Source organism: Streptomyces sp. NPDC111507, from assembly GCF_055638955.1.
The window spans coordinates 74317-87058 of record NZ_JBVKBU010000005.1; the positions used below are offsets into that span (position 1 = coordinate 74317).

Here is a 12742-nt window from a genome sequence, read left to right on the forward strand (position 1 = left end):
CTGTTCCCGGGAGACCACCGGTTTCACCGAGGAAGACCGGACGGGTCGGTCGCCCATCGGGTGTTGGGCTGTTCGGCGAGCCGGAAGGCGATCCTGCCGCCCTTCGTCGTCAGGCCGGCATCCGTCCAGGAGCGTTGCGTGGGCCGCCCGTTGACGCGTACGGAATCGATGTAGGGGTGTGCGGCGTCCGCGCCGGGCGCGGCGATGGTGAGGTCGGCGCCGCCCGGACGGTCCACGACCGCGCTCGGGAAGAGCGGGGCGCCCAGCAGCATCGACGCGCTGCCCGGGCTCTGGGGATACAGACCGAGGGCGGAGAAGACGTACCAGGCGGACATGGTGCCCAGGTCGTCGTTCCCGGGCAGCCCCGAAGGACCGGTGCCGTACACGGTGTCGAGGATCTGCCGTACCGTCGCCTGGGTCTTCCAGGGCTCTCCGAGGGCGTTGTACAGCCAGGGCGCGTGGATGCCGGGTTCGTTGGTCGGGTCGTAGCGCAGCGGGTCGCCGCCGCGCACCGACCAGGAGCCGTCCGCCGCGTGGAAGAAGCCGTCGAGGCGGGCGGCGGCCTTCTCTCGGCCGCCCATCGCCGCCGCCAGACCCTGGACGTCCTGCGGCACCATCCAGGTGTACGTGGCGCTGGTGCCCTGGGCGAAGCCGAGGTCGCTGCCCGGGTTGAACGGGCCCACCCAGGAGCCGTCGAGCCTGCGGGCCTGGATGTAGCCGGCGTCGGCGGTGGCGGCGGGGTTGAAGACATTGCGCCAGTAGGCGCCGCGCTCGGCGAACACCGCGGCCTCCTGGTCACGGCCGAGCAGCTTCGCCCACCGCCCGAGCGCGGAGTCGGCGACGGCGTCCTCCAGGGTCTCGGCGGCGCCGCCCCAGCAGTGGCAGACGTCCTGCGCGGCGTAGTGCGAGTTCAAGTACTGGGCGAGATTGGGCCGTTGGCCCACGCACTGTCCGGGGCAGCCCGCGTCCGAGAGACCGTCGGCGTTCGGCACGGTGGCCTGCCGGACCAGCGAGTCGAAGGCGCCCTCGTAGTCGAAGTTGCGCACGCCCATGGCATAGAAGGTGGCCAGGGTGGCCGCTGAGGGATCGCCGGTCATGACGTGGGTGGCGCCGCTGATGTGCACCCAGCGGTCCCAGACCCCGTTGTTCTGCTGCGCGAAGTTGTAGAGGGACTGTGCGAAGTCGCCCGCGATCCTCGGTTTGAGCAGGGCGAGCAGCTGTATCTGGGCGCGGTACTGGTCCCAGCCCGAGAAGTTGCTGTACTGCGCGCGCTGGCCGCGGGCGAGGCGGTGCACCGAGCCGTCCATGCCGTAGTACCGGCCGTCGGCGTCGCTGATCAGGTCGGGCTGCATCAACGCGTGGTAGAGCGCGGTGTAAAAGGTGGTGCGCTGGGCGGAAGTACCGCCCCCGACGCGTACGGTGCTCAGTTCACGGTCCCAGGCGCGGGCACCCGCGTCGGCCACCTCAGCGACGCTCGCGTGCGACGGGATCTCCCCGCGGAGGTTGGCCTCGGCGCCGCCGAGACTGACGTACGAGATGCCGATACGCATGTGGACATCGTTGTCAGAGCTGGTGTCGAAGCCGACGTATCCGCCGGAACCTCGGCCCGCGCGGTCGGGCCCGGTGGCGTACCCCTCGCCTCCCGAGGCGGACGCCGAACCCGCCGACAGCGTGCCGTCCCGCCACGTGCCGAAGTCGGAGAAGGCACGGTCGAAGGAGGCGCTGAAGTACAGCTTGTAGTAGCTCTTGCGGTTGTTCGTGCCGCCGTTGGCGCGGCGTCCGCAGAAGGCGCCGGTGAGGACCCAGCCGGTCACCTTGCGGTGCACGGTGTCGATGTCGACGTGCGCGTCCTGGCTGCCGTTGAGGGAGTTGGACACGCGGAAGAGCAGGTTGGCGGGGCGGTCGCTCGGGAAGCTGAAGTCGGCGACACCGGCACGCTCACTGACGGCCAGGTCGGCGGTGGCGCCCGTCTTGAGACCGAGGGTGTAGCGCCCGGGTACGGCCTTCTCCTCGGCGTGCGTGAAGTTCGCGGCGTAGACCGCGTCCTTGGTGTCCGCCGAGGGCGAGGACGTCACGTCACCCACGAACGGCATGATCGGTACGTCCCCGGCGGCCCCCGGGTTGCAGCCGGCGCCGTTGACGTGGGTGAGACTCAGCCCCCGGATGCGGGTGGTGTTGTACTGGTAGCCGTTGGCGGCTCCCGTGCTGGTCTGATCACCGGTGGTGCTGGTCGGGGACCAGGCGATCATCCCGTAAGGGAGAGTGGCGCCGGGGTAGGTGTTGCCGCCGTTCGCCGATCCGATCAGTGGGTCCACGGCGGAGACGGGCCGCTGGGGCGGAGGGCCGGCCGCGTCCACCGGGGCGGGAAGGGCGAGGACGACCGCCGTGGTCACGACCACCGCGGCGGACCTGCTCGCGGTGCGACTGCCGAACCGTCTTGCTGTGCGCAGCCATTGGGGGCGCATACGTGGTGTCACCTTCCGTTGGACGAGGAGGTGCGATGACGGGTCGGACCGGACTGTCCCCGACGACTGGCCGCCTCGGGCGCCGGTCCGGGCGCGAGGATAGAAGGCGGCCGGGAGCGCCGGAAGTGGCGTGTGCGGACTGCTGGTTACGGGGTGGTGAAGGGTGTGGGCGGGGACGGGAGTGCGGGCGGGACGAGGGTGCGGAGCTCAGGCGTGCGGAGTCCGGGCGTGCGGGGCTCGCGGATGGCCTCAGTCGGTCGCGTTCGCCATCGCCGTCTCGGCCGCCGCACGGTAGAAGGCCATCTGGTCGACGAGCGGCTGGGGTGCGTGCGGGGCGAAGCAGAGGTCGAGGTTCTCCGCCGATGCGGCCGCCGCGGCCTCGCTGCGTGGGAAGAGCGCCTGCTCGTACGCGGCCAGGGCCTTCTCGGTGTCGTCCGGGTGGGCGGCGATGGCCGTCGCGAGTTCGGCGCCGTCGAGCATGGCGAGGTTGGCGCCTTCACCGGCGAACGGGGACATCAGGTGCGCGGCGTCTCCGAGCAGGGTGACGCCCGGAACGCGGTCCCAGCGGTGCCCGACCGGGAGGGCGTGGACCGGGCGGGCGACGAGAACCCCGTCCGCGTCGGCGATCAGTGCCCGCAGCCGCTCGTCCCAGCCGTCGAAGTGCTCCAGGAGACTCGCCTTGGCCGCTTCGACGTCCGTGAAGTCGATGGGGCCGGACGTGGCCCAGTCGGCCGGCGTGCGCAGCGCGGCGTAGACGTGCAGCGAGCCGTCGGGGGTGCGGTGGGCGAGGAAGCCATGCCCCTCGGCGAGCGCGAACATCATGCCGTTGCCCACGACGGCAGCACTCTCCGGGTGCCGGGTGTCGGCGTCGAGGAGGTGCGCCTCGACGAAGGAGAGGTCGAGGTAGGCGGGGGTGGCGTCCGAGACGAGCGGCCGCACCTTCGACCAGGCGCCGTCGGCACCGATCAGCAGACCGGCGGTGATCGTCCGCCCGTCGGCGAACGTCACCTCGTGGCGGCCGTCCTCCAGCGTCCGTACGCCGGTGACCTTGACGCCCCAGCGGATGGTGCCGTCGGGCAGGGAGCCGAGGAGGAGGTCGCGCAGCACTCCCCGGTCCACCTCGGGCCGTGTGCCACCCTCGCCGTCGTCCGCCATCCGGAGGGTGGCCTCCCGGTCGAGGATGCGCATGGCCTCGCCACCGGCGTGGATGACCGCCCGGAACTCCTCGTGGAGTCCGGCGGCCAGCAGAGCGGCCTGACCGGATTCCTCGTGTATGTCCAGCATGCCGCCCTGCGTGCGGGCGGCGGGTGAGGCGTCCAGGTCGAAGACGGCGGACTCGATGCCGTTCAGGTGCAGTACGCGGGCGAGGGTGAGGCCGCCGAGACCGGCGCCGACGACCGCGATGGGGTGATGAGTGGACAAGGTGTCGCTCCTTCGGGAGGGGTGACGCGGGTCGCTGTCACACCTCAAAAGTAGCGAACATGTTCGTTATGAACAAGTACGTTGCGATCGCGTTCGTTCTCCTTGGGCGTGGCTGCTCGGTGTGCGGGCGGGTTGTGTCGGTGGGTGAGGCTGTCGCCAGGAGGGCGGACCAGGAGCGCGAACCAGGAGGGCGGGCGGGCCCGCCGGGGAACCGGCGAGGGGCAGCGTCGCCGGAGGCTCCGCCGGGGGGCGGACAGGCCGCGCGACAGCACATCGCCGCGGAGTAGATCTCGTGGGCGGCCGAGGGCTACGGACCAGGTTCGCGCGGGCCCGATCCGGTGGGAGCTGCACCGAAGCCGCCCCCCTGCCCCGCCGGAAAGCCGAGGCCGCGGACGGTAGCCGCCCCGAAAGTCACCGGCGCGGGGCCGAGGCCACAAACGGCACTCCCCCGGGGCCGGCCCGACGAGCCTGGCCACCGACCCGACAAGCCGGGGCCATCGACGGCACCGTCGCGCGGCCGGCCCCCGGAGGGGTGCTACCAGCGGCCCTCCACCTGCTCCTTGATCCGTCGGTCGTAGAGTTCGTCGATCGCACCCAGCGTCTCCACCGGCAGCGCCGACAGCTTCGCGGCGGTCGCGTTGGAGTGGGCCTGTTCGGGCGAGCGGGCGCCGGGGATCACCGTGGTCACTCCGGGCTGCTGGATGATCCAGCGCAGCGCCAGCTGGGCCGGGGTGACGCCCCCCGGGGCGAGCGCGGAGAACTCGGCCGCCGCCTCCACGCCGGTCACGAAGTCGACGCCGGAGAAGGTCTCGCCCTGGTCGAAGGACTCTCCGTGACGGTTGTACGTCCGGTGGTCGTCCGCCGCGAACACCGTGTCCTTCGTGTACTTGCCGGAGAGCAGCCCGGAGGCCAGCGGAACGCGGGCGATGATCGCGACGCCCGCCTCCCGCGCCGCCGGCAGGACCTGCCGCAGGGGCTTCATGCGGAACGGGTTCAGAATGATCTGCACGCTCGCCACGTTCGGCCGCGCGATCGCGGTCAGCGCCTCCTCACACGTCTCGACGCTCACCCCGTACGCGGCGATCCGCTCCTCCTCGACCAGCGTGTCCAGCGCGTCGAACACCTCGTCCGCCGAGTAGACGGGGGTCGGCGGGCAGTGCAGCTGCACCAGGTCGATGCGGTCGACGCCGAGGTTGCGCCGGGAACGGTCGTTCCACGCGCGGAAGTTGTCGAGGACGTAGTTCTGCGGAATCTGCTCGACCCGGCGGCCCATCTTCGTCGCCACCATCACGTGCAGGTCGGGGCGGGCACTGAGGAAGGACGCGATCGCCTGCTCACTGCGCCCGTCGCCGTACACGTCCGCGGTGTCGAAGAACGTCACCCCGGACTCCGCCGCCGTCTCCAGCACCGCCTCGGCGTCCGCGGCGCTCACGTCACCCCAGTCGGCGCCGAGCTGCCACGTACCGAGACCGATGACCGATGCCTTCTGGCCTGACCTGCCGAATTCACGCTCGTCCATGCCGTCAGTCTGACACCTCCACCCGCCCACGCGGGACGCCCACCCCGCCCGCGTCTCCCCGGGCGGACGCAACAGCGTGTCACTCACTCACCTGGGTGCGGCCTTTTGACGGGTAGGTGATGCGTGTCAACCGTCACCTACCGTGAACCGCGTGAGCGACCATTCAGAAAGTGAAGGGCGCACCCCCTGGTCCCGTCGGGGGCTCCTGCTGAGCGCGGCCCAGCTCTCGGGGAAACCGGGAAGCGCAGCTCGGTCATCTGGAGGACGATGGCCTCGGCCTCACGGCGACGCCCGCGCCCGGCGACCTGACGCTCGGCGGTGCCCTGGCCATCGACGCGCACGGCAAGGCCGTTCCGGCCCACGGCGAGAGCGGACTGCCCGGCCACGCCTACGGCTCGCTCAGCAATCTCGCCCTGTCCCTCACGGCGGTGGCGTGGGACGCGGACGGTGACGCCGATTCCCTTCGGAGGCACGAAAGGGACGACCCCGGCGGTGCGGCGCTCCTCCCCTTCTCGGACAACATCTCCACCGTGCCGAAGTGCAGCGCGTCGTCGCCGAGTTCACGGCCTCCTTCCGCAAGCGTCTCACCGCCTGGTCCGGTCCCGCGAAGGATGTCCGGTCCCGAGAAGCGCGGTGGTCTCACTCGACGGCAGTGGTCAGTGGCTCGTGGTCGGGCGTACTCGTCTCGCGGAACAGCAGGCGCGCGGGAACCGTGAGGAGCCACCAGTACTTGGCGGCCGTCGGCGAGGCCAGCGACACCGGAATCGAGGTGGCGAAGACGAGGACGGTCAGCAGACCCCTGAGGACCGACTGCCTCATCTGCGCGGGTGGCACGGTCGGCCTGGCAAGGGATGGGCTGGCCCACATTCGGGCGGACATGGCCGTGAGCAGCCCGACGGCGAGGGCGATCGTCGCCGCGTAGACCGAGGTGGCCACGGCGGTGTCGCCGTACTCGCTGATGAGGCGCGTGGGGAACGGGAGCGCGGCCACGACCGCCAGCAGAGCGAGATAGAGGCGGAGCAGCCAGTTGTCGAGCGCGGCGATCTGCCGGAAGAGCGCGTGCTGGCCCAGCCACAGGGCGCCGATGACGACGAAACTCAGCAGATACGCCCCGAACTTGGGCAGGGCGTCCCTCAGCGCGGCTCCGACCTCGCCGTCGGCCAGTCCCTCGGGAACGGTGATGTCGAGCGCGAGCAGCGTGATGGCGATCGCGATCACCGCGTCGCCGAAGGTGACGAGGCGATCGGGATCCATCATGGCGTCGCGGCGGGGAAGACGCGGGACACGGTTGGTCATCAGGAGGGCACCAGGGGTGTGAGGAACGCCTGTTGGCGTCGATGGGGACGGCAAGCGGTCAGAGTACCGGCGACCACTCCCGTGCACTCCCGCCTCAGAAGTAGCTGAGAAGTTCCTGTGCCAGGCTGCGAGGCGGCGGGCGATCATCACCGCCGCCCCTGAACACCCCCCACTTCGCGACCGAGCGTCTCCAGGAGACCAGCCTGATGAGCCCCAGCATTGTCAACGGCCTGCCCGCGCACGTCCTGTTCGTGCACTTCGTCGTCGTCCTCGTACCGCTGAGCGCACTGGCGCTCGTCGTCTGCGCGATCTGGCCGCACCTCGCGCGGCGGCTCGGCGTCCTGCCGCCGGTACTCGCGCTCGTGGCGCTGGTGAGCGTTCCCCTCACCACGCAGGCGGGAGAGTGGCTGGAGAAGCACGTCGACAGCTCGTCCCTGGTACAGCGACACGCCGAGCTCGGCGACGGTCTGCTGCCATGGGCCCTCGGCCTGTTCGTGCTGTCCACGGCGCTGTGGTGGGCGGCCCGCCGCACCGCCCCCGGTCAGGGGGACACCCAGGGTCCGGCGGTCCGTCTGACGTCCGCACCGGTACGGGCCGCCGCGGTCGTGCTGTCCCTCGTCGTGGCGATAGGCGCCGTGGTGGACGTCTACCGCATCGGCGACTCCGGCGCCAAGGCCGCGTGGCACGACGCCTACTCGAAGACCGCTCAGAGCCAGGGCAACTGACCGAGGCCGCCACCAGCGGGCCCCACGCAACCGCTTGTCGCACAGCCGAGGTTCCGCACGGCGGAACCTCGGCTGTTTGCCGTCCTCAGGACGGTCGATGCGTTCAACTCCTTGTGAGCCCAGGTCAATTCAGAGCCCACTTTGCTTCATCTCTTGACGAGTTTGGTTCAGACCTTTAGGTTCACCGATCACTACAGCTCCATGAATGCACTCAACGTTCACGGACATGAACGTCCCCCCACTGTCAGCCTCCCCGAAGGGCTGTGACCCTCTGATGGCAAGACGATCCCTCGCGCGCTCCACCGCGTTGCGCGCCACTCTCACCACGGCGGTGTTCGCTCTCTCCGCCGGCGCCCTGAGCGTCTCCCCCGCATCCGCCGCCACCGGGACCATCACCGGACTCGCGGGCAAGTGCCTCGACGTGGCCGGCGCGAACTCCGCGAACGGCACGGCCGTTCAGCTCTACGACTGCAACGGCACCGCCGCCCAGCAGTGGACCGTCGGCTCCGACGGAACCGTACGGGCCCTCGGCAAGTGTCTTGACGTCACCGGCAACTCGACCGCGGACGGGGCCAAGCTCCAGCTGTGGGACTGTACGGGCGGCGCCAACCAGAAGTGGACGGTCTCCGCCGCCCGCGACCTCGTCAATCCGCAGGCGAACAAGTGCGCCGACGTCACCGGCAACACCTCGGCCAACGGCACGCCGATCCAGCTCTGGACCTGCACCGGCACCGCCAACCAGAAGTGGACCGCGCCCGCCACCGACGGCGGAGGTACCCCTCCCTCCGCGCCGATGGCCGTCGCCCCGTACCTCTACAACGGCTGGGGGAACCCGCCCAGCCCCACGACTGTCATGAACGCGACCGGGGTCAAGTGGTTCACGCTCGCGTTCGTCCTGAGCAACGGCTACTGCAACCCGCAGTGGGACGGCAGCCGCGGGCTGACCGGCGGCGTCGACCAGCAGACCGTCAACACCGTGCGGGCAGGCGGCGGTGACGTCGTCCCGTCCTTCGGCGGATACAGCGGCAACAAGCTGGAGAGCTCCTGCTCCAGCGCCGGAGAACTGGCCGCCGCGTACCAGAAGGTCATCAACGCGTACGGGCTCAAGGCGATCGACATCGACATCGAGGCCGACGCCTACAGCAGCACGACGGTCCAGCAGCGCACCGTGGACGCGCTCAAGACCGTCAAGGCCAACAACCCGGGCATCAAGGTGTACGTCACCATCGGCACCGGGCAGAGCGGACCCGACACCGGCCTGATCAACCGGGCCGCGGCGTCCGGGCTGACCGTGGACGCCTGGACCATCATGCCGTTCGACTTCGGCGGCGCCGGCCAGAACATGGGCACGCTGACCCAGAGGGCCGCGGAGGGCCTGAAGGCGGCCCTCAAGAACGCGTACGGCTACAGCGACGACCAGGCGTACCGGGACATGGGCATCTCCTCCATGAACGGCATCACCGACGACAACGAGACCGTCACCACCGCCGACTTCCAGACCATCCTCGGCTACGCGCAGACGCACCACCTCGCGCGGCTGACGTTCTGGTCGGCCAACCGTGACCGTCCCTGCCCGGGCAGCTACCCGAACGACGACACCTGCTCCGGAGTGGCCCAGAGCAACTGGCAGTTCACCAGCATCTTCGCCAAGTACACCGGCTGACGGACACACTCCGCACTCCCCCACCCCCCCATCACCACAGGAGAGATCCGTGCCCAGACCCGTGCCCAGACTGAAGGGACTGTCCGGCCGCCACCGGATACCGAAGGTTCTGACCGTGTTCGCGCTCGTGGCGACCACCGCGTCCGGCATCGAGTTCGCCTCACAGGACGCAGCAAGCGCGCAGACCGCGGCGGCCGCCGCCCTGCCGACCGGCTACACCACCGTGGTCAACAAGGGCAGCGGCAAGTGCGTCGACGCCCGCTCGGCCGCGAGTGCCGACGGCACCGCCGTCCAGCAGTACGCGTGCAACGGAAGCACCGCGCAGAACTGGCAGTTGGTGGCCACCAGCGGCGGCTACTACCGCGTCAACAGCAACCTGGACGCCACAAAGGCGTGGGACGTCACCGACGTCTCCACCGCCGACTCCGCGCCCGTCCAGCTGTGGACGTACTCCAGCGGCAACAACCAGCAGTGGCTGCCCGTCGCCGAGGCCGGCGGCACCTACCACTTCGTCAACCGCAACAGCGGGAAGTGTCTGGACGTCCCGAGCGCCTCCACCGCGGACAGCGTGCAACTGGCGCAGTACACCTGCAACGGCACCGCCGCACAGTCCTTCACTCTGGGCGGCGGCACGACGAACCCGCCGGGCACTCCGGACTTCGGTCCCAACGTGACGGTGTTCGACCCGTCGATGTCGGCGTCCAGCATCCAGTCCAAGCTGGACTCGGTCTTCTCCCAGCAGGAGACCAACCAGTTCGGCTCGGCCCGCCAGGCCCTGCTGTTCAAGCCGGGTACGTACAGCGCGAACGCCAACGTGGGCTTCTACACCCAGGTCGCCGGCCTGGGCTTCTCGCCGGACGACGTGACCATCAACGGATCCGTGCACGCGGAGGCCGACTGGTTCCAGGGCAACGCCACCCAGAACTTCTGGCGCGACGCCGAGAACCTGTCGGTCAACCCGACCGGTGGCACGGACCGTTGGGCCGTCTCCCAGGCCGCCCCGTACCGGCGCATGCACGTGCGCGGCAACCTCGCGCTCGACGACGGCGGCTGGTCCAGCGGCGGCTTCATCTCCGACACCAAGGTCGACGGACAGATCCAGTCCGGCTCCCAGCAGCAGTTCCTCACCCGTAACTCGCAGATGGGCAGCTGGTCCGGCTCCAACTGGAACATGGTCTTCGTCGGCGACCAGGGCGCACCCGCCCAGTCCTTCCCGACGTACACCAACGTCGCCAGCTCGCCGACGATCCGCGAGAAACCGTTCCTGTACGTCGACAGCGCGGGCGCCTACCAGGTGTTCGTGCCCGGTCTGCAGTCCAACGCCGTCGGCACCACGTGGAGCGGGAAGACCCCGGCGGGCAAGTCCCTGCCGATCGACCAGTTCTCCATCGTCAAGCCGGGCGCCACCGCGGCCGACATGAACGCGGCCCTCGCGGCGGGCAAGAACCTGCTGGTCACCCCTGGCGTCTACCACCTCAACCAGACGATCAACATCACGCGGCCCGACACGGTGGTGCTGGGCATGGGGCTGGCCACCTTCGTGCCGGACGGCGGGATCACCGCCGTCACCACCGCCGACGTGGACGGCATCCAGCTGGCGGGCCTGCTCATCGACGCGGGTACCACCAACTCGACGACCCTGATGCAGATCGGCCCGTCCGGCTCGTCCGCCACCCACGCGGCCGACCCGACACAGCTGTCCGACGTCTTCATCCGGATCGGTGGCGCCACCGTCGGCAAGGCGACCAACTCGCTGGTGATCAACAGCGCCAACACGATCATCGATCACACCTGGATCTGGCGGGCCGACCACGGCAACTCCGGCACGGTCGGCTGGACGACCAACACGGCGGACAACGGCCTGACCGTCAACGGCAACAACGTGACCGCGTACGGCCTGTTCGTCGAGCACTACCAGAAGACCCAGGTCACCTGGAACGGCAACGGTGGCCGCACGTACTTCTTCCAGAACGAGATGCCCTACGACCCGCCGAACCAGGCCTCCTGGATGAACGGCACCGGGAAGGGCTATCCCGCCTACAAGGTCGCCGCCTCCGTAACCAGCCACGAGGCATGGGGACTTGGCAGCTACTGCTACTTCAGCGGCAATTCCAGCGTGGTCGCCGATCACGCCTTCGAGGTGCCGAGCGTGTCGGGGGTCAAGTTCCACGACATGGTGACCGTCTCGCTGGGCGGTGTCGGCACCATCAGCCACATCATCAACAGCACCGGCGGCCCGTCCAACTCCAGCACCAACGTCGCCTACCTCACCAACTACCCGTAAACCGCACGGAAAGGATCGATCAGCAGATGCACACCATCAGATCTGGCTCCGCCCGCGCGGCCCTGAGAGTCCTCCTCCTGCTGGCGGCGCTGCTCGGCCTCGCGGTACCGCCCGCCGCCCACGCGAGCACCGCGGCGACCCCGTTCAAGGTGCTCGCGCTCTACAGCGGCACCTACGACGCGGCGCACATCGACTTCGACAAAGAGGCCAACGTCTGGTTTCCGCAGCAGGCCGCGGCGAACGGCTTCACCTACACGGCCAGCACCAACTGGGACCTGCTCGCCAACGGCGGGGTCAACGCCTACCAGGTCGTCCTGTTCCTCGACGACCTGCCGCAGACCGCCGCCCAACGCACCGGTTTCGAGACGTACATGAGGGGTGGCGGCGGCTTCATGGGCTTCCACGTCTCCGCGTTCACGACCGATGCGGCGAGCTGGTCCTGGTACCACAACACGTTCCTCGGCTCGGGGAACTTCGTGTCGAACACCTGGGGTCCGACCGCGGTGACCCTGAAGGTGGAGGACCATACGAACCCGGCTACCGTGAACCTGCCGGCCACGTTCACCTCGTCGGTCAGCGAGTGGTACAGCTGGTCCAACGATCTGCGGCAGAACCCGGACATCAAGATCCTCGCGTCGATCGACCCGAGCAGCTTCCCGGTCGGCACCGATCCCAACCAGTCCTGGTACAGCGGCTATTACCCGATCCTGTGGACCAACACGCGGTACAAGATGCTGTACGCGAACTTCGGCCACAACGCGATGAACTACACGACCAACACGCGCCTGTCGTCGACGTTCGCGAGCGCGACACAGAATCAGTTCCTGCTGGACGGCCTGAAGTGGCTGGGAGGGGCCGACACCGGCACGCCCCCGGCCGACTCCCCCTCCGAGACCGCCTGGTACTCACTGACGAACGCCGGCAACGGCACCTGTGTGGACGCCCGTTCGGCCGCCACGGCGAACGGGACCGTGATCCAGCAGTACGCCTGCAACGGCACCCAGGCCCAGCAGTTCCAGTTCCGCTCGACCGACAGCGGGTACCGGCGGGCCGCCATCCGTGTCAATCCACAGCAGGTCATCGACGTGACCGGTGTCTCGACGGCCGACAACGCTCCACTCCAGTTGTGGAGTTACTCGGGCGGACAGAACCAGCAGTGGCTGCCGGTGAAGGAGAGCACCGGGCGCTACCACTTCACGGCCCGCCACAGCGGCAAATGCCTGACCGCGGCGAGCGCCTCGACGAACAGCGTCCAGCTCACCCAGCGCACCTGCGACGGCTCCGCGGCACAGAGCTTCACGCTCACCGCGCAGCCCTGACAGCGACAGGCCGGTGCCCCCGCCGCACAGGGCGGGGGCACCGGTGCGT

8 protein-coding genes and 1 pseudogene are annotated in these 12742 nt (G+C 69.5%); 5 read left to right on the forward strand and 4 right to left on the reverse strand.

Features of this window, described 5'->3' with window-relative positions; translation table 11 throughout:
* Positions 1 to 23 precede the first annotated feature (23 nt).
* The 3 genes from ACZ7M2_RS21475 to ACZ7M2_RS21485 all read right to left on the reverse strand — a co-directional run bounded on the left by ACZ7M2_RS21475 (position 24) and on the right by ACZ7M2_RS21485 (position 5406).
* Complete coding sequence (locus ACZ7M2_RS21475) at positions 24 to 2465, reverse strand: GH92 family glycosyl hydrolase (RefSeq protein ID WP_471596594.1); 2442 nt, start codon at positions 2463 to 2465, stop codon at positions 24 to 26.
* Positions 2466 to 2714: 249 nt separating this feature from the next.
* The gene (locus ACZ7M2_RS21480) at positions 2715 to 3887 is read right to left on the reverse strand and encodes an FAD-dependent oxidoreductase (RefSeq protein WP_471596595.1); all 1173 of its coding nucleotides are present in this window, start codon (positions 3885 to 3887) and stop codon (positions 2715 to 2717) included.
* Between the two features lie 535 nt (positions 3888 to 4422).
* Positions 4423 to 5406 (reverse strand): aldo/keto reductase, encoded by a 984-nt coding sequence (locus ACZ7M2_RS21485; protein ID WP_471596596.1) that lies wholly within the window; start codon positions 5404 to 5406, stop codon positions 4423 to 4425.
* Between the two features lie 239 nt (positions 5407 to 5645).
* Here ACZ7M2_RS21485 and ACZ7M2_RS21490 point away from each other — a divergent pair.
* Positions 5646 to 5912 (forward strand): annotated as a pseudogene (locus ACZ7M2_RS21490) (cholesterol oxidase substrate-binding domain-containing protein); the annotation flags it as partial.
* A gap of 133 nt (positions 5913 to 6045) precedes the next feature.
* Here the strand turns inward: ACZ7M2_RS21490 and ACZ7M2_RS21495 are convergent.
* Positions 6046 to 6702 carry a TMEM175 family protein gene (locus ACZ7M2_RS21495; RefSeq protein WP_471596597.1) on the reverse strand — a complete coding sequence of 219 codons (657 nt, stop codon included), beginning with the start codon at positions 6700 to 6702 and terminating at the stop codon, positions 6046 to 6048.
* A 206-nt stretch (positions 6703 to 6908) separates the two neighbouring features.
* Between ACZ7M2_RS21495 and ACZ7M2_RS21500 the strand changes: the two genes are divergently transcribed.
* From ACZ7M2_RS21500 to ACZ7M2_RS21515, 4 genes are all read left to right on the forward strand, one after another.
* The gene (locus tag ACZ7M2_RS21500) at positions 6909 to 7427 is read left to right on the forward strand and encodes a DUF2231 domain-containing protein (protein ID WP_471596598.1); all 519 of its coding nucleotides are present in this window, start codon (positions 6909 to 6911) and stop codon (positions 7425 to 7427) included.
* Positions 7428 to 7701: 274 nt separating this feature from the next.
* Complete coding sequence (locus ACZ7M2_RS21505) at positions 7702 to 9090, forward strand: ricin-type beta-trefoil lectin domain protein (RefSeq protein WP_471596599.1); 1389 nt, start codon at positions 7702 to 7704, stop codon at positions 9088 to 9090.
* A 49-nt stretch (positions 9091 to 9139) separates the two neighbouring features.
* Positions 9140 to 11374: an RICIN domain-containing protein gene (locus ACZ7M2_RS21510; RefSeq protein WP_471596600.1), complete on the forward strand. Its 2235-nt coding sequence runs from the start codon at positions 9140 to 9142 to the stop codon at positions 11372 to 11374.
* A gap of 26 nt (positions 11375 to 11400) precedes the next feature.
* The gene (locus tag ACZ7M2_RS21515; protein ID WP_471596601.1) at positions 11401 to 12693 is read left to right on the forward strand and encodes a ThuA domain-containing protein; all 1293 of its coding nucleotides are present in this window, start codon (positions 11401 to 11403) and stop codon (positions 12691 to 12693) included.
* Positions 12694 to 12742: the final 49 nt, after the last annotated feature.